At 73.1% G+C, this 20748-nt stretch carries 22 protein-coding genes and 1 pseudogene; 13 read left to right on the top strand and 10 right to left on the bottom strand.

Annotation, left to right across the window (positions count from 1 at the left end; translation table 11 throughout):
• Positions 1 to 285: 285 nt before the first annotated feature.
• The 5 genes from ACH4NX_RS15735 (at position 286) to ACH4NX_RS15755 (ending at position 5760) form a co-directional block, all read left to right on the top strand.
• Positions 286 to 489 carry a cold-shock protein gene (locus ACH4NX_RS15735; protein ID WP_004929928.1) on the top strand — a complete coding sequence of 68 codons (204 nt, stop codon included), beginning with the start codon at positions 286 to 288 and terminating at the stop codon, positions 487 to 489.
• Between the two features lie 356 nt (positions 490 to 845).
• The gene (gene groL / locus ACH4NX_RS15740) at positions 846 to 2471 is read left to right on the top strand and encodes a chaperonin GroEL (RefSeq protein WP_279563920.1); all 1626 of its coding nucleotides are present in this window, start codon (positions 846 to 848) and stop codon (positions 2469 to 2471) included.
• Between the two features lie 225 nt (positions 2472 to 2696).
• A complete protein-coding gene (locus ACH4NX_RS15745; RefSeq protein ID WP_398127527.1) occupies positions 2697 to 3827 on the top strand; it encodes an NADH:flavin oxidoreductase in 1131 nt (376 codons plus the stop codon).
• Between the two features lie 44 nt (positions 3828 to 3871).
• Positions 3872 to 5419 (top strand): carboxylesterase/lipase family protein, encoded by a 1548-nt coding sequence (locus tag ACH4NX_RS15750; protein WP_398127528.1) that lies wholly within the window; start codon positions 3872 to 3874, stop codon positions 5417 to 5419.
• Positions 5416 to 5760 (top strand): hypothetical protein, encoded by a 345-nt coding sequence (locus tag ACH4NX_RS15755; RefSeq protein WP_351401782.1) that lies wholly within the window; start codon positions 5416 to 5418, stop codon positions 5758 to 5760. The genes ACH4NX_RS15750 and ACH4NX_RS15755 overlap by 4 nt, the downstream gene beginning before the upstream one ends.
• A 495-nt stretch (positions 5761 to 6255) precedes the next feature.
• Here the strand turns inward: ACH4NX_RS15755 and ACH4NX_RS15760 are convergent.
• Positions 6256 to 6771 (bottom strand): annotated as a pseudogene (locus ACH4NX_RS15760) (Scr1 family TA system antitoxin-like transcriptional regulator); the annotation flags it as partial.
• A 101-nt stretch (positions 6772 to 6872) separates the two neighbouring features.
• On the opposite strand from ACH4NX_RS15760, the gene ACH4NX_RS15765 reads away from it, so the two are divergent.
• Positions 6873 to 7262 (top strand): hypothetical protein, encoded by a 390-nt coding sequence (locus ACH4NX_RS15765; RefSeq protein WP_351401777.1) that lies wholly within the window; start codon positions 6873 to 6875, stop codon positions 7260 to 7262.
• A gap of 3 nt (positions 7263 to 7265) precedes the next feature.
• Here the strand turns inward: ACH4NX_RS15765 and ACH4NX_RS15770 are convergent, their stop codons facing one another.
• Positions 7266 to 7844: a TetR family transcriptional regulator gene (locus ACH4NX_RS15770; protein WP_351401775.1), complete on the bottom strand. Its 579-nt coding sequence runs from the start codon at positions 7842 to 7844 to the stop codon at positions 7266 to 7268.
• 93 nt (positions 7845 to 7937) lie between these two features.
• Between ACH4NX_RS15770 and ACH4NX_RS15775 the strand changes: the two genes are divergently transcribed.
• On the top strand, positions 7938 to 8531 hold the full coding sequence (locus ACH4NX_RS15775) for a dihydrofolate reductase family protein (protein WP_351401773.1): 594 nt from the start codon (positions 7938 to 7940) through the stop codon (positions 8529 to 8531).
• Positions 8532 to 8551: 20 nt separating this feature from the next.
• On the opposite strand, the gene ACH4NX_RS15780 is transcribed toward ACH4NX_RS15775, so the two are convergent.
• Genes ACH4NX_RS15780 through ACH4NX_RS15795 form a run of 4 tightly spaced genes read right to left on the bottom strand, consistent with a single transcriptional unit; the run spans position 8552 to position 12617 of the window.
• Complete coding sequence (locus ACH4NX_RS15780) at positions 8552 to 9124, bottom strand: hypothetical protein (protein ID WP_351401771.1); 573 nt, start codon at positions 9122 to 9124, stop codon at positions 8552 to 8554.
• Positions 9072 to 10616 carry a PTS transporter subunit EIIC gene (locus ACH4NX_RS15785; protein ID WP_398127529.1) on the bottom strand — a complete coding sequence of 515 codons (1545 nt, stop codon included), beginning with the start codon at positions 10614 to 10616 and terminating at the stop codon, positions 9072 to 9074. The genes ACH4NX_RS15780 and ACH4NX_RS15785 overlap by 53 nt, the downstream gene beginning before the upstream one ends.
• A 15-nt stretch (positions 10617 to 10631) precedes the next feature.
• Positions 10632 to 11567: an N-acetylmuramic acid 6-phosphate etherase gene (gene murQ / locus ACH4NX_RS15790; RefSeq protein WP_398127530.1), complete on the bottom strand. Its 936-nt coding sequence runs from the start codon at positions 11565 to 11567 to the stop codon at positions 10632 to 10634.
• A gap of 54 nt (positions 11568 to 11621) precedes the next feature.
• On the bottom strand, positions 11622 to 12617 hold the full coding sequence (locus tag ACH4NX_RS15795; protein WP_398127531.1) for a MurR/RpiR family transcriptional regulator: 996 nt from the start codon (positions 12615 to 12617) through the stop codon (positions 11622 to 11624).
• 55 nt (positions 12618 to 12672) lie between these two features.
• On the opposite strand from ACH4NX_RS15795, the gene ACH4NX_RS15800 reads away from it, so the two are divergent.
• Both ACH4NX_RS15800 and ACH4NX_RS15805 read left to right on the top strand, forming a co-directional pair.
• Positions 12673 to 13056, top strand: a complete 384-nt coding sequence (locus tag ACH4NX_RS15800) for a hypothetical protein (RefSeq protein WP_351401763.1) — start codon at positions 12673 to 12675, stop codon at positions 13054 to 13056.
• Positions 13057 to 13066: 10 nt separating this feature from the next.
• Positions 13067 to 13354, top strand: coding sequence for a DUF4031 domain-containing protein (locus tag ACH4NX_RS15805; RefSeq protein WP_351401761.1), 288 nt, complete (start codon positions 13067 to 13069; stop codon positions 13352 to 13354).
• Here ACH4NX_RS15805 and ACH4NX_RS15810 read toward each other — a convergent pair.
• The 4 genes from ACH4NX_RS15810 to ACH4NX_RS15825 all read right to left on the bottom strand — a co-directional run bounded on the left by ACH4NX_RS15810 (position 13327) and on the right by ACH4NX_RS15825 (position 17149).
• The gene (locus ACH4NX_RS15810) at positions 13327 to 14403 is read right to left on the bottom strand and encodes a GNAT family N-acetyltransferase (protein ID WP_398127532.1); all 1077 of its coding nucleotides are present in this window, start codon (positions 14401 to 14403) and stop codon (positions 13327 to 13329) included. The two genes, ACH4NX_RS15805 and ACH4NX_RS15810, sit on opposite strands and share 28 nt — an antisense overlap.
• Before the next feature lie 10 nt (positions 14404 to 14413).
• Entirely contained in the window at positions 14414 to 15085 is a 672-nt protein-coding gene (locus ACH4NX_RS15815) for a hypothetical protein (RefSeq protein WP_398127533.1), read from the bottom strand.
• Positions 15086 to 15305: 220 nt separating this feature from the next.
• The gene (locus ACH4NX_RS15820) at positions 15306 to 15959 is read right to left on the bottom strand and encodes a response regulator (protein ID WP_398127534.1); all 654 of its coding nucleotides are present in this window, start codon (positions 15957 to 15959) and stop codon (positions 15306 to 15308) included.
• On the bottom strand, positions 15956 to 17149 hold the full coding sequence (locus ACH4NX_RS15825; protein WP_398127535.1) for a sensor histidine kinase: 1194 nt from the start codon (positions 17147 to 17149) through the stop codon (positions 15956 to 15958). The genes ACH4NX_RS15820 and ACH4NX_RS15825 overlap by 4 nt, the downstream gene beginning before the upstream one ends.
• A 132-nt stretch (positions 17150 to 17281) precedes the next feature.
• Here ACH4NX_RS15825 and ACH4NX_RS15830 point away from each other — a divergent pair, with 132 nt between their 5' ends.
• The 4 genes from ACH4NX_RS15830 to ACH4NX_RS15845 all read left to right on the top strand — a co-directional run bounded on the left by ACH4NX_RS15830 (position 17282) and on the right by ACH4NX_RS15845 (position 20560).
• On the top strand, positions 17282 to 18244 hold the full coding sequence (locus ACH4NX_RS15830) for an SDR family NAD(P)-dependent oxidoreductase (RefSeq protein WP_398127536.1): 963 nt from the start codon (positions 17282 to 17284) through the stop codon (positions 18242 to 18244).
• Positions 18245 to 18396: 152 nt separating this feature from the next.
• Positions 18397 to 19053, top strand: a complete 657-nt coding sequence (locus ACH4NX_RS15835) for a TetR/AcrR family transcriptional regulator (protein ID WP_398127537.1) — start codon at positions 18397 to 18399, stop codon at positions 19051 to 19053.
• Between the two features lie 33 nt (positions 19054 to 19086).
• Positions 19087 to 19770, top strand: a complete 684-nt coding sequence (locus ACH4NX_RS15840; RefSeq protein ID WP_398127538.1) for a maleylpyruvate isomerase family mycothiol-dependent enzyme — start codon at positions 19087 to 19089, stop codon at positions 19768 to 19770.
• A 100-nt stretch (positions 19771 to 19870) separates the two neighbouring features.
• Complete coding sequence (locus ACH4NX_RS15845; RefSeq protein ID WP_398127539.1) at positions 19871 to 20560, top strand: copper homeostasis protein CutC; 690 nt, start codon at positions 19871 to 19873, stop codon at positions 20558 to 20560.
• The last annotated feature ends 188 nt before the right edge of the window (positions 20561 to 20748 follow it).

Below are 20748 nucleotides of genomic sequence, written 5' to 3' on the forward strand. Positions count from 1 at the left end.
TGCCGCCGGCCCGACAAGAAATAGCCAAAATGCGGGCGTATTTCGCGGCTTTTGTTCCCTTCGTGGACCCCGACTTGACCCGAATTCAGGCGAATTCTTGCCATATTCCGGACCGGGTGCGTCCAGATTTCTCGTCCGACTGACCTGTTGCAGAGGGCAGTTGGACAGATACATTCGGCCGCGGTCGACGCGTTCCGGCGCACGCCCCCAGTCGTGGGGGGCGAGGTCTGACCCGGGTCCGCGAAGTGCGGATCTGTGCAAGGGCCAGTAATAGGGGAGTTAGGCATGGCTCAGGGCACCGTCAAGTGGTTCAACGCGGAGAAGGGGTACGGCTTCATCGCGGTCGACGGTGGTGCGGATGTTTTCGTCCACTACAGCGCGATTCAGATGGACGGCTACCGCACCCTCGAAGAAGGCCAGCGGGTCGAGTTCGAGATCTCGCAGGGTCAGAAGGGCCCGCAGGCCGACATGGTTCGCCTCAGCGCCTGAGACGCGCGGCCACCGCAGCGCGGTCTTCAGCCGAAGGGCCCGTACCTCCCGGGGTACGGGCCCTTCGGCCTGCCCGGACGCGCCCGGGACGCGCTCCGGACCATGCCGGGACCGCCCCCGGGCGGTGTTCGCGGGTGGCTGAGCGCCGGTGTCGATCCCCGAGAGGCGCTTGCACTCGGCAGGGGCGAGTGCTAATCATTGCGTTAGCACTCTGAAGGTGAGAGTGACAACGAAGGACCGGGTCGGTGAGGCCCGCAGGCCGGGTGGGGAAGGAACCACACGGCAGGCGAGCCGTCCGTCGCGGGCGCGGGCGCGGTCCGAAGGAATCACCCCCAGTCCTGGAGGGACCACTTCACATGGCCAAGATCATCGCGTTCGACGAGGAGGCACGGCGCGGCCTCGAGCGCGGCATGAACCAGCTCGCGGACGCCGTCAAGGTGACGCTCGGCCCCAAGGGCCGCAACGTCGTCCTCGAGAAGAAGTGGGGCGCCCCCACGATCACCAACGATGGTGTCTCCATCGCCAAGGAGATCGAGCTCGAGGACCCGTACGAGAAGATCGGCGCCGAGCTGGTCAAGGAAGTCGCCAAGAAGACGGACGACGTCGCCGGTGACGGTACGACCACCGCGACCGTTCTCGCTCAGGCCCTGGTCAAGGAAGGCCTGCGCAACGTCGCGGCCGGCGCCAACCCCATGGCCCTCAAGCGCGGCATCGAGAAGGCCGTCGAGGCCGTCTCCGCCGCCCTGCTCGAGCAGGCGAAGGACGTCGAGACCAAGGAGCAGATCGCCTCCACGGCCTCCATCTCCGCCGCCGACACCCAGATCGGCGAGCTCATCGCCGAGGCGATGGACAAGGTCGGCAAGGAAGGCGTCATCACCGTCGAGGAGTCCCAGACCTTCGGTCTGGAGCTGGAGCTCACCGAGGGTATGCGCTTCGACAAGGGCTACATCTCGGCGTACTTCGCCACCGACATGGAGCGTATGGAGGCGTCGCTCGACGACCCGTACATCCTGATCGCCAACTCCAAGATCGGCAACGTCAAGGACCTGCTGCCGCTCCTGGAGAAGGTCATGCAGTCGGGCAAGCCGCTGCTGATCATCGCCGAGGACGTCGAGGGCGAGGCCCTGTCGACCCTGGTCGTCAACAAGATCCGCGGCACCTTCAAGTCCGTCGCCGTCAAGGCCCCGGGCTTCGGCGACCGCCGCAAGGCCATGCTCGGCGACATCGCCATCCTCACGGGCGGCGAGGTCATCTCCGAGGAGGTCGGCCTCAAGCTGGAGAACGCCTCCCTGGACCTCCTGGGCAGCGCCCGCAAGGTCGTCATCACCAAGGACGAGACCACGATCGTGGACGGCGCCGGCTCCGCCGACCAGGTCCAGGGCCGGGTCAACCAGATCCGCGCCGAGATCGAGAACAGCGACTCGGACTACGACCGCGAGAAGCTCCAGGAGCGCCTGGCGAAGCTGGCCGGCGGCGTGGCCGTCATCAAGGCCGGTGCCGCCACCGAGGTCGAGCTCAAGGAGCGCAAGCACCGCATCGAGGACGCCGTTCGCAACGCGAAGGCGGCCGTCGAGGAGGGTATCGTCGCCGGTGGTGGCGTGGCCCTGCTCCAGGCCTCCCAGGTCTTCGAGAAGCTGGAGCTGTCGGGTGACGAGGCGACCGGCGCCAACGCCGTGAAGCTCGCCCTGGAGGCCCCGCTGAAGCAGATCGCCGTCAACGGTGGTCTCGAGGGCGGCGTCGTCGTGGAGAAGGTCCGCAACCTGACCGTCGGCCACGGCCTGAACGCCGCGACCGGTGAGTACGTCGACATGATCGCCGAGGGCATCATCGACCCGGCGAAGGTGACCCGCTCTGCTCTGCAGAACGCCGCCTCCATCGCCGCGCTGTTCCTCACCACCGAGGCCGTCATCGCCGACAAGCCGGAGAAGGCCGCCGCGGGCGGCGCCCCGGGCGGCATGCCGGGCGGTGACATGGACTTCTGATCGACCCAGGTCGATCAACCGTCCTTCACGTACCGAGGGCGGCACCCCCTGTTCCGGCAGGGGGTGCCGCCCTCGGGCGTTTTCGGGGCCGGCCGGGCGGTGTGCCACGGATCACAGCGGGCCGGCACGGACGGACGGAATGGCGCGGCGGGGCGTGCCGGTTGTCGCCGGAGTGCGTTGAATGCATGCGCACATACCGAACGGTACCTCCAGAGGAGCCCCCACGTGACCGTCACCGCCTCCGACGCCGCCTCGCGCGCCGCCCAGGTCCTCGCCCGCCCGGCCACCATCAACGGCCTGACCGTGCCGAACCGTATCGCGATGGCCCCGATGACCCGGATGTTCTCGCCCGGCGGCATCCCCGGCGAGGACGTGGTCTCGTACTACGCCCGGCGCGCCGCCGCCGGTGTCGGCCTGATCGTCACCGAGGGCACGTACGTCGGCCACGACTCGGCCGGGCAGAGCGACCGCGTGCCGCGCTTCCACGGCGAGGAGCAGCTGGCCGGCTGGGCGAAGGTCGCCGACGCGGTGCACGCGGCGGGCGGCACGATCGTGCCGCAGCTGTGGCACATCGGGATGGTGCGCGAGGCCGGGGAGCCGCCGTTCGCGGACGCCCCCGCCGTCGGCCCCTCCGGCCTGCGCATCGGCGAGGACGAGGTCACCGGCAGGGCGATGACCCGGCGCGACCTGGACGACGTCATCGGCGCCTTCGCCGAGGCCGCCGCGGCCGCGGAGCGCATCGGCTTCGACGGTGTGGAGCTGCACGGCGCCCACGGCTACCTCATCGACCAGTTCCTGTACGCGGGCACCAACCGCCGTACCGACGCCTACGGCGGCGACCCGGTGGCCCGTACCCGGTTCGCCGCCGAGATCGTGGCCGCCGTGCGCGAGAAGGTCTCGCCCGGCTTCCCGGTGATCTTCCGGTACTCGCAGTGGAAGCAGGACGCCTACGACGTCCGCCTCGCCGAGACCCCCCAGGAGCTGGAGGCGATCCTCGCCCCGCTCGCCTCGGCCGGCGTCGACGCCTTCCACGCCTCCACCCGCCGCTACTGGCTGCCCGAGTTCGACGACTCCGACCTCAACCTCGCCGGCTGGACCAGGAAGCTCACCGGCAGGGCCACGATCACGGTCGGCTCGGTCGGCCTCGAGGGCGAGTTCGGCAAGGCCTTCCTGGGCGAGGGCGCCGCGCTCGGCAGCCTCGACAACCTGCTGGACCGGATGGAGCGCGACGAGTTCGACATGGTCGCCGTCGGCCGCGCGCTGCTCCAGGACCCGGACTGGGCCCGGAAGGTCCTCTCCGGCCGCTTCGACGAGCTGGCGCCGTTCGACGCGGCGGCGCTGCGGACCCTGAGCTGATCCGGCCCGCTCACGGCGCGCACCGCGGCGTAGGGTCTGGGGGCATGACGCTCCCTGACCCCGTGGAATCAGTGGAATCAGCAGGTGTGGTGCGCACCGCCGCCGGTGCGGTGCGCGGGAGGCGGGAGGGCGGTCTGACCGTCTTCCGCGGCATCCCGTTCGCCGGGCCGCCGGTGGGCGGGGCCAGGTTCGCCGCCCCGCGCCCGGCCCGCGCCTGGGACGGCATACGCGAGGCGTACGCCTTCGGCCCGCCGCCCCCGCAGGACCTCGGCACAGTGGGCCCGGCCGGTGGTGCGAACGCCGCCGTGGGCGACGACTGGCTGACCGTCAACGTCTGGACCCCCGACCCGGACCCGGCCGCCCACCGCCCGGTGATGGTGTGGATCTACGGCGGCGCCTACAAGCTCGGCCACTCCGGCAGCCCCGGCTACGACGCCCGCCGCATCGCCGAGGACGGCGACCTGGTCGTCGTCACCTTCAACTACCGCCTCGGCATGGAGGGCTTCGCCCGCGTCGAGGGCGCCCCCGCCAACCGGGGTCTGCTCGACCAGGTGGCCGCGCTCAAGTGGGTGCGGGAGAACATCGCGGCGTTCGGCGGCGACCCGGACCAGGTCACCGTCTTCGGCGAGTCGGCGGGTGCCGGGTCCGTCGCCTCGCTGCTGGCCATGCCGAGCGCGACCGGGCTGTTCCGGCGGGCCATCGCCCAGAGTGTGCCGGGCGCGTTCTTCTCCGAGGGGCTCGCCCGGGACATCGCCACCGCCCTCGCCGCCGAGCTAGGCCTGCGGCCCACCGTCGCCGACCTGGCGGCCGTGGACCCGGACCAGCTGGTCAAGGCGGGGCAGTCCCTCGCGCCGAAGATGCCCGGGTACGTGGACCGCTGGGGGCAGGCCGCGCCCACGGTCACCCCGTACTCGCCGGTCGTCGACGGCGAGGTGCTGCCGGTCATGCCGTGGCGGGCACTCGCGTCCGGCGCGTCCCGGCACGTGGACCTGGTCGTCGGTCACAACCGCGACGAGAACCGGCTCTTCACCGCCATGGCGGGCAAGCTCGGCCGGATCACCGGCGAACGCGCGAGCGCGTCCCTCGCTCTGTACGCGCCGGGCGGCGAGGCGGCCTACCGCGCCGCGTACCCGGGTGCGTCGGCGAACGACCTCTACGAACGCGTCCAGACCGACTGGCTCTTCGCCATGCCGTCCCTGCACCTGGCCGAGGCCCACCTCGCGGGTGGCGGCCGGTCCCACGTCTACGAGCTGACCTGGCCGGCCCCGGGCGACGGCGGCGCCCTCGGCGCCTGCCACGCCCTGGACGTCCCGCTCCTCTTCGGCACGTTCCGGGCCGACCTGGGGCTGCTGCTGTTCGCCGGTGCGGAGCCGTCCCCGGAGGCGCTGGCCCTGTCGTCCCGGTTCCGTGCCTCGTGGACGGCGTTCGCACGCACGGGCGACCCCGGCTGGCCCGCGTACGACACGGAACGGCGCCTGGTGCAGGTGCTGGACGCGGAGCCGGTCGTCGCGCCGTACCCGGGGGAGGCGTCACGGCGGCTGTGGGAGGGCTACGAGTTCGCGCCCCTGCCGCTGGTGGGAACGGAGGCGTGACCGGCCGGGGCCTCGTGCTGGGACTGTTCGTCGTGCCGGTGGTCGTCGGCGTGTACCTGCTCTGCGAGCCGGCGTTCGTGGGCGGCACCCCGCAGTGCGACGGCATCATCGTGGAGTACGGGGACTCGGAGCGCTCCGGCCCCATGCAGCCGGGGCAGACGTGCAACCTGTTCGACTTCACGGACCGCAGGTCGGCGGGTACCCGGACGTACGACCAGCAGAAGAAGGCGCAGGACGACGAGGCGACGGAGGACTACTGGGTCGGGGGCTGGTGGCTCGCGTACGGTGTGGCGGGCCTGTTCGCCGTCACCCGCCTGGGCCGGGAACGCCGGCGCTCCTGAGGCACGGGTCCGGGCGGGGCGTCAGGGCGTCGCCGACTTCCACGTGGCCGTGGGGCCGCCGGCTTCTGTGTCAGTGTCGTGCTTCCACGATCCGCGTCAAGGGCGCTGCGCGTAGCCTTCGGCGATCGGCCTGCGGCCGCCCCTTGACCCGGCTCGCTCCAGCACGGGGGAGAAGCGTGCGGGCGGCCGGGGATGGTGGGTGTTCCAGGTACGCCGGTCCCTTGGCCGGGTCGCGCGGTCGCCCGGCGTGAGGGGCGCGTCGGCGCCTCGCAGGCACGCCGGGAGTGTGGCGTCTGCCGCCCGGTGGGTGGGGGACCCCTCCCGGAAACCGAGGACGAAATCGCTATTTCGTCCTCGGTTTTCGAGAGAGGTCCGGCCCGGGGGCTCTCGCGCCGAGACGGAACCGCCCACCGCCCACCGCCCACTGGCCACCGGCCGTCGGACGCTGAGGCGGCCCGGCGTGCTGCCACGGCAAGGAAGCGAGTGGCCCCACGGTCACCTGGAAGCCGGGGCTGCCTTGATGCCGTCGACGAAGACCGACCAGGCGTCGGCCTGGAACCGCAGCCTGGGTCCGTGGGGGTCCTTGGAATCGCGGACCGGGATGGCGACAGGGTTACCGACGCCGACTTCGAGGCAGTTGTCGCCGCTGCCGCCGCTGTACGTCGACTTGCGCCGGCGGCCGATCTCCATCAACTTGATGGCGCCCTCCAGCGAGGCATGCGCTCCCGCTTCGAACGGCAGCACCTGCACAATGATCCGGTTCCGGTCCATGCGCGCCGCCACCAGTTCCTCGATCACCTCGTTCGGCGCCGTGGGTTGGTATGCCCGGCACACCGCCCGTGTGTACGCAGGGGTTTGCAGCAGCCCAGGGAACAGCAGGGGCGCGTACTCCCTGATCTCCGTGGCGGTAGCCTCCGCCTCCGCCGCCTCCGTGAAGTGCTCCGGATACTTCGACTTCGCCGACGCCGCGCAGTTCCGCCGGAAGAAGTCCTCCGTGCTCAGGGCGTCGTCTCGCACATCAGGGGTTGTTGGGACGCCCTGTATGGCCAGGTTGGAGGCGGGGCAGACACGCAGTGTGGTGAATCGAGAACTCAGCGTGGAGGTGAGGAAGGGTGCGGTCGACCGAAGAAGTCGTCGAGTCCTTGCGGCAGGCCCTCGTGGGGGCCGGAGTCGTGCTGCCGTCCCTGTGCGTCGATCCGGTGACCGGCGCGAGTGACGAGCCGTTCGCCCTGGTCGACCTGGGACGGTGCAACGTCCGGGTCGCCGAGCGGCTGGCGTCGGTGGTGCGGGGTGAGCGGCCGGCGGTCGGTACACATGCCGTGGACGCGCGGGACGGGCGGGTGGGGGAGGTCATGGAACATGCCGGCGGCGGCGTGCGGCTGCGGCCGGTCGGCGGGGGCCGGGAGTGGGACTGCCCGAAGGGGGCGGTGGTGGATGCGCAGCCGGAGGAGGTGATGCGGGCCCGGCTGCGCAAGACCGACCACGAGAGCGTACGGGGCTAGTGGCTAGTCCGGTGCCACGATGCGTTCGACCGCCGCCGCCACCAGCTCGTCGCGCTCGGCCGGGGTGAAGACGTCCGGCAGGGTGAGCTGCTCGACGATCAGCCAGTTCAGGGCGAGGTAGAGCAGCTTGACGGCCATCGCGTCGCCGGGGAGGCCGGACGCCTCGTGGTACGAGACGTTGGCGGCGACGTCGGCACGGATGCGCTCGGTCAGGACCGCGCGCAGCTCGGGGCGGCGGGTCGCCTCCAGGCGGAGTTCCAGCAGCGCGAGGTAGCCGGTGCGGAACGAGGCGATGCGGTCGACGAGTTCGCGCATCAGGACGACGTAGGTGTCCCGGTCGCGGCCGGCCGTCCGCTGACGGGTGAGGGTGGCCTCGTCGGGGTGGAGCCGTTCGTAGACGCGGGCGCCGGCCTGGGTGAGCAGGTCGTCGCGGTTGGCGAAGTAGTTGGACGCGGTGCCGCCCGGCACGGCGGCCTCCGTGTCCACCGCCCGGAAGGTCAGGCCCCGGGCGCCTTCCTCGGCCAGCACCTCGATCGCGGCGTCGACGAGGGCGGCGCGGCGCTGGTCGTTCCTTCTCACCATGGGCACGGCTCCATCGGGAATCGCATTGACATCACTCCAGTCGTAGTACTACGTTCAAACCACTTCAAGCAGAGTACTACGTGGGGGTTCCTCTTGCGAAAGCTCGTGTACTACGTCGCCGTCACGCTCGACGGCCGTATCGCCGGCCCCGGCGGGGAGTTCGACTTCTTCCCGCTCGGCGACGAAAGGCAGGCCGCCGCCTACTCGGCCTGGACCAACCCGCTCTACCCGGAGACGGTGCCGACCGCCTACCGCGCCGCCGTCGGTCTCACGGACGTGCCCAACCGGAATTTCGACACCGTCCTGATGGGACTCGGCAGCTACCGTCCCGGTCTCGACGAGGGGCATCCCAGCCCGTACGCGCACCTGCGCCAGTACGTGGTGTCGAGCACCCTGAAGCCCGACGAGGCCGACCCCGCCGTCACCGTCGTGCCGAGCGATCCGCTCGCCCTCGTCCGTGAGCTGAAGGCGGAGGACGGCGGCCTGGACATCTGGCTGTGCGGCGGCGGAAAGCTCGCGGGCGCCCTGCTGCCCGAGATCGACGAGCTGCTGATCAAGAGCTACCCGGTGATCGCCGGTGCCGGTGTCCCGCTGGTCGACGGTGTCTTCGACCCCACGCTGTTCGACGCCGCCGAGCGCACCGCCTTCACCAACGGCGTCACGCTCACCCGCTTCACCCGCCGGTAGGAGGGGAGGGGCCGGCAGGCTCAGATGCCGCCCATCGGCTCGATGTCCACCCGTACCGGCGTCCCCCACACCCGCAGCACCTCGTAGTCCGTGAACTCGTGGACGAGCCGGTACGCCATCGCCGCGCGGGGGGCGCGCAGCTGGGCCGCGATGTACAGCTCGGCCTCGCGGCGGTCGCGGCGCGGGGTGCCGCACAGCTGCCAGGCCTGGCCGTTCCACAGCTCGGGCAGCCAGCGCTGCTGGGGCTGCGGACGGTCGCCCCGGACGCCGTAGCGGGACTGGACCGGCTCGGTGGCGGGACGGGCGGGGAGCGGGCCGCCGTTGTACTCGCTGCGGCGGGCGGCGCGGCGGCGGGTCTCGCACAGGAGGCAGAGGTCGGGGGCGGCCTTGTCGACCGGGCCGTTCGGGTGTTCGTGGCAGTGGGTGGTCGGGGCCGCCGCCGTGACGCTCTCCTCCAGCTGGTCCAGGGCGCGCTTCAGGTCCGCGCGGACCTCGTGCAGCTTGGCGTCCGGGGTGTCGGTGCCCAGGGCCTCGCCGTGCTCACCGAGGAGACGCAGGGCGCGGCCCAGGGCGGTCAGCTGGGCGTGGTTCATGTTCCCCAGCGTCGCACACGGCGCGGGCGGTGCCGTCGCCCAGACCGAAGAAGTACGTCGCCGCGAAGCCGACCAGGTACCCGGTGAGCAGCCCGCCGCCGTACACGCCCGCCGTCACCGCCCAGCCTCCGCCGCCCGCGAGAAGCGGGAACAGCGCCCAGCCGGACGGGCCGATCGCCGTCGCCCCCACGTCCGTGCCGAGCATCGCGAACAGGCCGGTGAAGGCGCCGCCCGCCGCGCCGCCCACACAGGCGGTGAGGAAGGGGCGGCCGAGGGGGAGGGAGACGCCGTAGATCAGGGGCTCGCCGACGCCGAGCAGGCCGGCCGGGAGCGCCGATCTGATCGTCGTGCGGAGAGTGGTGTCGTGGCGGAGGCGGACGTACACCGCCGCCGCCGCGCCGACCTGGCCCGCGCCCGCCATGGCCAGGATGGGGAGCAGGACGGTGTGGCCCTGCTGCTCGATGAGGGTGGTGTGGATGGGGATGAGGGCCTGGTGCAGGCCCAGCATCACCAGCGGGAGGAAGAGGCCGCCGAGGACCAGGCCGGCCAGCGCGCCGGTCGTCGTCAGGAGCCAGTCGGCCGCCGTGCCGATGGCCGTGGCGACCTCCCCGGCCGCGTACATGAGGACGTAGAGGGTGACCAGGCCGGAGACCAGGACCGTCAGGGTCGGGGTGAGCAGGACGTCCAGGGTGCCGGGGAGGCGGGCGCGGCACCACTTCTCGACGCGGGTGCCGAGCAGAGCGGCCGCCAGCGCGCCGAGGACACCGCCCTGGCCGGGGGCGAGCGCGGTGCCGAACGCCGTCACCTCCGCCACGCCCGGGTAGACGACGACGGCGGCGACCGCGCCGCCCAGCACGGGCGTCCCGCCGAACTCCTTCGCCGTGTTGTGGCCGACGAACACCGCGATCAGCGCCATGAAGGCGGAGGAGAGGGCGATCAGGGCGGGGGTGATGCCGGGGAGCCGTTCCAGGTTCGTCAGCAGACCCGCGATGCCCGCGACGATCCCGCAGCCGATCAGGGCGGGGATGAGCGGGACGAAGATGTTCGCGACGCGGCGCAGGGCCGTCTTGAGCGGGGTCGCGTTGCGCCGCTTCTGCCGCGCCCTCAGCTCGGCACCGCGCCGGGCGAGGGCGTCCGCCGGACCGGCGGGGCCGGTCACCGGGCCGGCGGGAGCGTCCGCCGGGGCGGCGGGAGCGTCCGCCGCCGGTGTGCCGCCGACCCCGTCGGTCGCCAGCAGTGCCTCGAACGCCTCCGTCACCCGGCCGACCACCCCCGGCCCCAGTACCACCTGGTACGACTCGCCGTCCTCCACCACCCCCAGCACACCGGGCAACGCCCGCAGCGCCGCGTCGTCCACCCGGGTGCGGTCGGCCAGGACCAGGCGGAGGCGGGTCATGCAGTGGGCGACGGAGGTGACGTTGGCCGGGCCGCCGACCAGGGGGAGCAGCGCGGCGGCCGTGGAGCGGGGCGTGTGGGGGGTGTCCTTGTGCACCCCCCGAGCGTGCGGTCAGCCCTGTGCCGTGGCCAGCGCGGCGCGCAGGTGGCCGCCGGAGTCCTCCAGAAGGCGGGCGGCCGTCGGGCCGTCCACGTCGGCCAGCAGGGTCAGGATCGCGTGCTTGACCTCGCCGTCCGTGGCGGTCAGGGCGCGCTCGACCTCGTCGTCGGCGGCGCCGGTGGCGAGCGCGACGATGCGGCGCGAGCGGGCGCGCAGCTTCTCGTTGGAGGCGCGGACGTCCACCATCAGGTTCCCGTACGTCTTGCCGAGGCGGATCATCGTGATCGTCGACAGCATGTTCAGGACCAGCTTCTGCGCCGTACCGGCCTTCAGCCGGGTGGAGCCGGTGATCAGCTCGGGTCCGGTGACGACCTCGATGCCGTGCTCCGCGGCGGCGGCCAGGGCGCTGCCGCGGTTGCACGCCAGCCCGATGGTCAGGGCCCCCAGCGCGCGGGCGTGCTCGACGGCGCCGACGGCGTACGGCGTGCGGCCGGAGGCGGAGACGCCGACCACCGTGTCGTCGGGGGTGAGGACGAGGGCGTCCAGGTCGGCGCGGGCCAGCTCGGCCGAGTCCTCGGCGCCCTCGACGGAGGTGACCATGGCGTCAGGGCCGCCCGCGATGAGGCCGACGACCTGTCCGGGGCCGGTGTTGAAGGTGGGCGGGCACTCCGAGGCGTCCAGTACGCCGAGCCGGCCGGCCGTGCCGGCGCCCGCGTAGACCAGCCGCCCGCCGCGTGCCATCCGGGCCACGACGGCGTCGACGGCGGCGGCGATCTCGGGCAGCCGCTCGGCGACGGCGGCGGGCACGGCGGTGTCCTCGCCGTTCATCACCCGCGCGATGTCGAGGGTGGGCATGCGGTCGATCTCGGCCAGCTCGGGCCGGAACGCCTCGGTGGCCAGCGTCTCCAACTGGGAACGGAGGTCGGGGTGATGGGGGGTCGCAGTCATGAGGAAGCCGCTCTTTTCCACTTCGGTGCCTGTACTTACCCGGGGCGCGGGGGCCTACGATCTCCCGCGGCTCCCGTGCCGGTGGGCCAACGCCTCGTAGGACGCCGACAGGGCCGGCGCGGCCGACTCGTACGTCCGCTGCGCCACCCCCACGAACAGACAGTCGACCACCAGCAGCTGGCTGGTCCGCGACGACATCGCCGCCGGCCGCAGCTCGCTCTCCCTGGACGTGGACGTGGTCAGCACGTGGTCGGCGTACTGCGTGACGGGGCTGTCGGGACGGCCGGTGATGGCGACGGTCGTCGCCCCGCGTTCGAAGGCGGCCCGCAGCGGCTCGATGACGTCCCCGGTCGACCCGGAGTGCGTGATGGCGAGGGCGACGTCCCCGGCGCGCAACTGCACCGCGTTGGTGACGGCGAGGTGCGGATCGCTGGGGGCGTGCGCTATGAGCCCTATGCGCAGGAGCTTCTGGGTGAGGTCCTGCGCCACCAGGCCCGAGGCGCCGATGCCGTACACGTCGGTGCGGCGGGCGGCGGCGAGCGCGGCGACGGCCGCGCCCAGCTGGACGGTGTCCAGTGAGGCGGCGGTGTCGGCGAGGGTCTGCTGCTCGTCGTAGGCCAGCTTGGCGACGACGTCGGCGATCGGGTCGTCGACCGCGATGTCGGTCGTGATGGCGGGCGCGCGGCCGGACTGCTGCTGGGCGGCGAGCCCGGCGAGCGCGAGGCGCAGGTCGCGGTAGCCGGGGTAGCCGAGCAGCCGGGCGGTGCGTACGACGGTCGCCTCGCTGGTGCCGGTGAGCTCGGCGAGGCCGGTGACCGTGAGGGCCGCGCAGCCGGCCGGGTCACCCGCGACCGCCTCGGCGACCCGCTGCATGGAACGGGTCATCGACGGCGCCAGCGTGCGGACCTTGGCGGCGAGGGCGGCGGGCGCGGGCGGCGCGCCCCCGCTTCCGGCGCCGTGGCGGGCACCGGTCGCGCCACCGGTCGCACCGCCGCCGCGCGTGCTCCCGCCGCGCGCGCTGCCGAAAGTTTCCTTCACTTCATCGGTCACCGCTGAAAGATATTTTCGTTTCGGTCCACGGGTCAAGAGTGCGCACAATGGGTGCATGGACGACCCCATCAGCCCCCTGGAGCAGACGCTGCACGCCGCACGCGCCCTCGTCCTCGCCGACCTGGTGGCGGGCCAGGTCGCCGAGCCGGACGTCGTCTCGCTGGTCGAGGAGTCCGTCGTACAGCGGCGCTGGTGGGTCGAGCAGTGGCCCGAGGGCGCGGAGTTCGTGGCCGGGCTGGTCGCGCAGGACGTGCAGGACGCGCTGCTGGAGCGGTACGGGCGCTGGCCGCTGTGCCCGGTGTGCGGCTCCGGCGACCCGCACGCGCTGGAGGTCGAGCCGGAGCTCGGCCCCGACCCGCACTGGGTGTGCGGCAAGGCGGGCGTGAGGGTCGCGGCGGTCGGCTCGCTGGGCGGCGCCGTCACAGGCACCCCTTCGTGAGGGCGGCCCGGTGAGCGTCTACATCGATCCGCCGAGCTGGCCCGGGCACGGCCGCATGTGGTCGCACCTCGTCAGCGACGTCTCCTACGCCGAGCTGCACGCGTTCGCCGAGACCCTGGGCGTGCCGCGCCGCGCCTTCGAACGCGACCACTACGACGTCCCCGCCCAGCGGTACGCCGACGCCGTGTCCGCCGGTGCGCTGGAGGTCAGCAGCCGCGAGGTGGTGCGGCTGCTGCACGGGGCGGGGCTGCGGCGCCGCAAGGGCGCCGTTCAGCCGCGCGTGCCGCGCAGCTCGTAGGCGAGTTGCCTCTCGTCCTTCGCGACCCGGGTGAAACCGGCGCGGACGATCACGGCCTGGGAGGCGAGGTTGACGGGCTCGGTCGTCGCGAACACGGACGTCACCTCCTCGCGGGCCAGCGCCCACGCGGACAGCGCCCGCAGGCCCTCGGTGGCGTAGCCGTGGCCGCGGGCCGCCTCCACGAGGTCGTAGCCGATCTCCACCCTGCCCTCCTCGTCCGGCACCCCGTGGAAGCCCATGCCGCCGACCGCGCGGCCGTCCTCGCGGCGCACGAGTACGAAGACCCCCCACTCGGGCCGGTGCACGCCCGCCTCGTACGCCTGCAGCAGCATCCCGGCGGCGTCCCGGGTGCCCTGGAAGGGGCCGCCGCCGGCCCATTCGAAGCCGCCGTCGCCGCCCGCCACCAGGTCGGTGGCGGCGGCCGGGGTGACGCCCTGGAGGGTGAGGCGCTCGGCCGGGACGACCAGGTTGTTGAGCCAGCGCCACCCGGTGACCGGCGCGCGGCCGGGCAGTTCGCCGCGGCCGGTGGCCCACAGCAGGGTGCGCCAGGGGTCGTCTCCGGGCCGGACGTGCGGGAAGATCCGGGCGAGGACGTCCGGGCACAGGGCGGCGGGCGGCTCGTAGGCCAGTCCGAGGCCCTCGGCGATGTCGTGCGTGTGCGCGAGTACCTCGGTGACGCCCATGGCGGCGAAGCCCTCGCGGTCCGCGCTGCGGAAGGGGTAGGGGTGGAAGGCGCGGACCTCGCGCGGCGTGGTGCGGAGGGTGGCGGTGAGCAGGGCGCAGGTCGTCTCGATGACGTGCAGGACGCCCTCGTTGTCCGTGCCGTCGTCGAAGGTGATCTCGAAGGGGACGCAGGCCTCGGTGGCGCGTCCGGCGAGCTGGCCCGCGTAGAAGACGAAGTCGCCCGCGAGGTGCTCCGCCGTCTCCCGGCAGCTCCACTTCAGGCGCCCGGCGCGTGCCGCCTCCCAGTCCCGGTCCGTCGCCGTCCGCAGCAGCGCGACCGCGCTCGCGACGGCCTCCTCCACCTGTTCCCCACCCATGCTCCGCATGCCGGGCAGGCTACGGGGCGGGTTCGTCCCCGGGCGACAGCATTACCAGCTCGCCGGTGAGGTTGTGGCGGGCGGTCGCCTCCCACTCCCGCCGCCCGTGCGGGGTGCGGAACAGCCGGGGCAGGGCGAGGAGCCGGCGGAGGACCGCGGCACGGCCCTCGCGGAAGTCCTCGTTCGGCACGAAGTGGTACTCCTCGCGGACGGCGGCCGTGTACGCGGCGTACGCCGAGGGAGGCGCCGCGAGGATCGCCAGGTCGGCGTCGCACAGCACCTGTCCGTCGCGGTCGTCGTCGGCGGGGTCGTGCGTGACGGTGAGCCGCACCAGCCGCGCCACCTCGGCGGTCTTGTGCGCCGGCACCCCGGCCTCGGGCAGCGCGCGCTCGGCGAGGCGGGCCGAGCGCTCCTCGTTCTCGGAGCGGTCGGGGAGGTAGACGGCGTCGTGGAACCAGGCGGCGAGCCGCACCACGTCGGCGTCGACGGCGTGCTCCTCCAGGACGTCGACGTGGTCCAGGACCGAGGTGAGGTGCGCGAGCGTGTGGTAGCGCCGCGCGGGCTCCTGCCAGCGGGCGAGCAGGTTGTCGGCGTACGGCGCCGGGTCGGGGCGGCCGGTCCCCCGGGCGGGGCCGGCGGCTCCGTCCAGGGCGCGGGCGAAACGGGAGCGCAGGGCGTCGAGGTCGGCCATGCGGCCATTGTCCCCGGTGAGCGCCCTTCTGTGCCCTCGAAGAGCGTGCTCGGAATGCGCGGTACCCGTGTCCGGGACGGCGCGGGAGTCCGCGCAGGACGGCCCGCGCGGGTAAGGCACCGCACCGGAGGCGCCCCGCAGTGGAGGTACCGCGTTGGAGGACTGCGCGGAGCATCGCGTCCCGGAGCGGGCAGGGGGCGCGGGGCGAGGTCGGGAGCGGTCAGTCCGGGCTGATACCGGTGAGGGCGGCGAGAACGGCGAGACGGATGCGGTTGTCCCGGCCCGTCTTCGCCATCAGGCTCGCCACGTGCGTCTTCACCGTGGTGATCCCGAGGTGCAGCCGGTCGGCGATCTCCTGGTTGGACAGGCCCACGCCCAGGAGGCCGAGAACCTCCCGCTCGCGCGGGGTGATGGCCGGTACCGGGAGTTCCGCCGGGGTGTCGGAGGGGGAGCGGGCGTGGAGAGCCTGGGCGACGAGGCGCTCGAGGACGTCCCGGCTGAAGGGGGCCTCTCCGCCCGCGGCCCGGCGTACGGCGTCCAGGAGTTCGGCCGGTGGGGTGTCCTTGACGAGGAAACCACAGGCCCCGGCCGCGAGCACCGGATAGAGATGGTCGTCGTCGTCGAACGTGGTGAGGGCGACGACCCGGGTGGCGGGGCGCGCCGCCAGGATGCGGCGGGTGGCCGTGATGCCGTCCACGCCGGGCATTCTCAGGTCCATCAGGACGACGTCGGGGGTGAGTCGTTCGGCCAGCCGTACCGCCTCCGCTCCGTTGTCCGCCTCGCCCTGGATCTCGATGTCCGGAGCCTGCTCGAAGAGCATGCGCAGCCCCATGCGGACGAGTTGCTGGTCGTCGACGACGAGGAGACGGATCACGACTGCAGCTCCATGCCGGGTGTGAGGGCGGGCAGTTCGGCCGTGAGACGCCAGCCCCGGGCCGAGGGGCCTGCGTCCAGCCGGCCGCCGAGCAGGTCCACGCGTTCGCGCATGCCGATCAGGCCGTGTCCGGACGGGCCCGGGGCCGGTGGCCGGGTTCTCCCGGCCCCGTCGTCGTGGATCGTCACGTGTACGGCGTCGTCGTCGACCCGTACGGCCAGCTCGGCGTGTGCGCCGGGCCCGCCGTGCTTGGCCGCGTTGGCCAGGCCCTCCTGGGCCAGTCGGAGGACCGCGAGGCCACGTACCGCGTCGAGCCGTGCGACACGGGGGTCCACGGACGCGGTCACGGCGAGGCCGGTCTGGCGGCCGTGTTCCACCACCGACTCCAACGCCGTCGGCAGGGCCCCGGGTGAGACCGGGGAACCGGTGCCGGGACCGGTACGGTCCGGGGCGCGCAGTACGGTCACCAGGCGCCGCAGATCGGTCAGTGCCGCGCCTGCACTGGAGTGCAGGTCGTCGAGGACTTCGGGGATCCGCGGGTCGGTGGTGCCGGTGGCGGCGACGACATGCCGGGCGACACCGACGCGCAGCACCATGGAGGAGACGTGGTGGGCCACGAGGTCGTGCAACTCGCGCGCGATGGTGGTGCGCTCCGCCGCGCGGGCGGCCAGCAGCTGTTGTTCGGCGCGGAGTTCCTGCTGCTCCGCGTACTGACGGGCGTGCGTCGCGGCGTCGCGGGTCACGCGTACGTACGCGCCCAGGAGGAGTGGTAGGCCCGCGACGATGCCCATCTTGTAGAGCACCGGCAGTAGTTCGCCGGGCAGGTCCTCCAGGCGGTTCACGGCGACGGCGAGTGCCAGTGCCGTCGTCCCCGCGGCCAGGTGGCGTCCGGACTGCCTGACCGCCAGTTCGAAGAGGGTCACCGCGGCCAGCACCTTCACCGGGGAGACGGTGCTCGCGCCCAGCGCGTGTGCGACGACGAGCAGGGCCGACTGCGCCAGGAGAGCGCCGAACGCCCACCTGCCCGCGGCCAGGCACAGTACGAGGCCGACTGCGGCCAGGGCCCGGTCCTGGGCTCCGGAGGGCCTTTGCAGCAGCAGGAAGTAGCCGATCAGTACGCCGGCGAGTGCCCAGACCCGTATGACGGCGAATCTCCTGTCGAACGCAAGCTCGATCCAAGACCGGTTCACGCGGCCCACGATAGGCGGGCGGTCGTACTCCTGGGGTCCTGCCGCGGAAGGAGGGCGACTCCTCCATCCGGCCGCGACGTCCGGCCCGAGGACGGAGCCGTGGGTCCGGGACGGGCTGCCAGTGTGCTCGTCATGGACACGAACGCGAACGCGAACACGAGTGCTGGTGCGGCCGCCGGTTCCGCCGCCCCGGGGCGGCGCGCCCTCCTCGGTGGCGCTGCCGCCCTGGGCCTGGCGGGCGCGGCCTTCGGCGGCACCGCCCACGCGGCCGGCGACCAGTCCGGCTCCCGTCCCCGGGCCGGCCGCTTCCGGGGGAAGTCGGTGCTCGTCACGGGCGCCACATCGGGTATCGGCAGGGCGACGGCGAAGGCGTTCGCCGAGGAGGGCGCCCACGTCGGATTCTGCGGCAGACGGGCCGAGTTGGGCCGCCAGGTGGAACGGGAGATCCGGGAAGCGGGCGGCGAAGCCGCCTTCGTCCAGGCCGACGTCCGGGAGGCCGCCCAGGTGCGGAGTTTCGTGGACCGGGTCGCGAGTCGTTACGGCGGCATCGACGTGGCCTTCAACAACGCCGGTATCGGCGGGGGCAAACTGCCCCACGAGATGAGCGTCGAGGAGTGGGACGACGTCCAGGCCACCAACGCCCGGGGCGTCTTCCTCGCGATCAAGTACGAGATCCCGCACATGCTCAGGGCGGGGCGCGGCGTCATCATCTGCACCTCGTCGTCGGCGGCCGAACAGGCGCGGCCGAACGGCGCCGCGTACACCGCGAGCAAGCGGGCGGTGCAGGGCATCGTGAAGTCCGCGGCGCTGGCGTACGGACCCGAGGGAATCAGGGTCAACGCCCTGCTGCCCGGCACCACCGACACCCCCTTCGTCCGTCCGCCGGGAATCCCGGACGCGGATTGGGCCGGGTACAAGCGGGCATGGGGGCCGCTCAACGTCGACGGTCTCGAACGGATGGCCGAAGCCGAGGAGATCGCGCACGCGGTGCTCGGGCTCGCGTCCGACGACTTCCCGTACATGACGGGTGCGTCGGTCGCCGTGGACGGCGGAAGCACCGCGGGCCGGAAAATGATCCAGCCGACCAGTACCTGAGGCCGGGTCCTCGGCCCGTGCGGTGATTCGCCGAGGCTCCGGGACCAGCTGGGAAGACCGTCGCGCTGATAGCCTCTAACCGACCTTTGACGCTGTAGTTCGAGTGGCCGGTTCGCGGAGACGCTCCGCGGGAGGCGGAGGGCGGTGGACCCGTGCCGGAAGCGCGCACCAAGACCACGAGGACCCCGCGCGAGCGCTACCGCACCCAGGTGCGCGCGGAGATCAAGGAACACGCCTGGGAGCAGATCGCGTCGGCGGGGGCGTCCGCGCTCTCCCTCAACGCGATCGCCAAGCGGATGGGGATGAGCGGCCCCGCGCTCTACCGGTACTTCGGCGGCCGGGACGAGCTGATCACCGAACTGGTCAGGGACGCGTACCGAAGCCTCGCCGACACCTTCCGGGCGGCCTTGGGGGCGGGCGCCGACCTCGCCGGGCTGGCGCACGCCATGCGCGCGTGGGCCCTGGACGACCCCCATCGCTACTTCCTCGTCTTCGGCACCCCCGTCCCGGGCTACCGCGCGCCCGACGACATCACCGGGATCGCCGCCGAGACGATGACGGCCATCCTCGACGCCTGCGCCGCGCTGCCCTCGGAGCGCCCCGCGACACCCTTCGACACGCACCTCGAAGGTCACCGGCAGTGGGCCGCCGGCCATCCGGCCCCGCCCGCCGTCCTGCACCGGGCGCTGACCGTCTGGACCCGGCTGCACGGTGTCCTGTCCCTGGAACTCGCGGGCCACTTCACCGGCATGGCGTTCGATCCCGCCCTGCTCTACGCCGCCGAACTGGACGACCTGCTGGAACGCTGACCGCGCGGCGGGGCCGGCCCTAACGTGGAGTCCATGACGACTCCCGCGGATGTGAACGACGTACGCGATCCCGAGCTGCCCGGACGGCTGCTGGCCACCGAGCGGGACGCCCTGGTCCCGCTGCTGCGGTCCCGGGCGGACGCCGACTTCGCGCTGCCGGTGGCCGCGTGTCCGGGCTGGACCGTGCGGGACGTGCTGGCGCACTGTTCCGGCGCGCTGACGCGAGTGGTGGAGAACCGCTTCGAGGACGGTGTCTTCTCGCCGGAGTCCAACGACCGCGACATCGCCGAACGCGCCGGCTGGACGAACGCCCGGGTCGTGGACGAGCTGGAACGCGGCATGACCGAGGCCGGTCCGGTGATCGTCCGCGCGGGCGGTGCCCTGGACGGGCTCGCGCTGGGGGAGTGGGTGCACGCGGGTGATGTGCGGGTGGCTCTCGGCGAGCCGGGGGCGTACGCGGGGCGCGGGCTGCCGGACGCGCTCGCGCTCCTCGGCTCGCTCACCCGTGATCGCGGTCACCTGCCGCTGCACGCCGACCTCGACGACGTGGACGAGCCCCTGAAGCTGGGCGAGGTGAGCGGGGAGCGGCCGCCGGGGCGGTTCATCGGGGACGCGGCGACGCTGCTGCGGCTGTTCGCGGGGCGGCCCGTGGACGACGCGGCCGGGTACGAGCTGGCCGGGGTGGATGCGGCGGAACTGAATCTCTTCGGCGGCTGAACCGTCCGCCGTGTCCGGGGGCGAAGGGGCGCCCCGGCCTGCCATCGGGGCGTAGTCTTGGATTGGACTAGACCTGTAGTAGGCCGACGAATGGGGTCCCATGAGCAAGCGTGCAGTCCTGGAGGTGATCGCCCTCGACGTCGAGGACGCGGTCGCCGCCCAGGCCGGAGGCGCGGATCGTCTCGAACTGGTCACCGACATGGCGGCCGACGGACTCACCCCGTCGGCCGAGACCGTCGCCGCGATCCGCGCCGCCGTCGACATCGACGTACGGGTGATGCTGCGGCTCGCCGACGGGTTCGCCGCCGGGGACGTCGAGCGGCTGGCGCGGGTCGCGGGGCGGATGCGGGAGGCCGGGGCCACGCAGTTCGTGCTGGGGTTCCTCGACACCGACGGTGACGTGGACCTGCGGGCCGTGGAGCGGGTGGCCGGGGTGCTGGCCGGGTGCCGGTGGACGTTCCACCGCGCCATCGACCGCGCCGGGAACCGGGACGCCCTGCGCAAGCAGCTCGCGGACTTCCCCGGGCTGGACACGTACCTCACGGCCGGGGCGGCCGGCGGGGTCGACGACGGACTGCCCGTACTGCTCGCCGAGGCGCGGCGGCGGGGGGAGCCCGGGTACGAGCAGCAGCTGCTGGTGGGGGGCGGCCTGCGGCTGGAACATGTGCCGGGCCTCCTCGACGCGGGCATCGACGGCTTCCACATCGGCGGAGCGGCGAGACCCCAGGGGTGGGACGGGCCGGTGTCGGCGGACGCGGTGGGGGAGTGGCGCCGGGTACTGGGAGCGTGACCGCGTCCCGCGTGGCCTGCGCGTGACCGCGTCCCGCGTACCCTGCGCGTGACCGCGTGACCGCGTGACCGCGTGACCGCGTGACCGCGTGACCGCGTGACCGCGTGACCGCGTGACCGCGTGACCGCGTGACCGCGTGACCGCGGGCGATCGTGCCGCCAGGGGCGGCACGGGTGGGCGCGGCGGCA

The sequence above is a fragment of the Streptomyces sp. NPDC017225 genome, from assembly GCF_044331465.1.
Classification (GTDB): domain Bacteria; phylum Actinomycetota; class Actinomycetes; order Streptomycetales; family Streptomycetaceae; genus Streptomyces.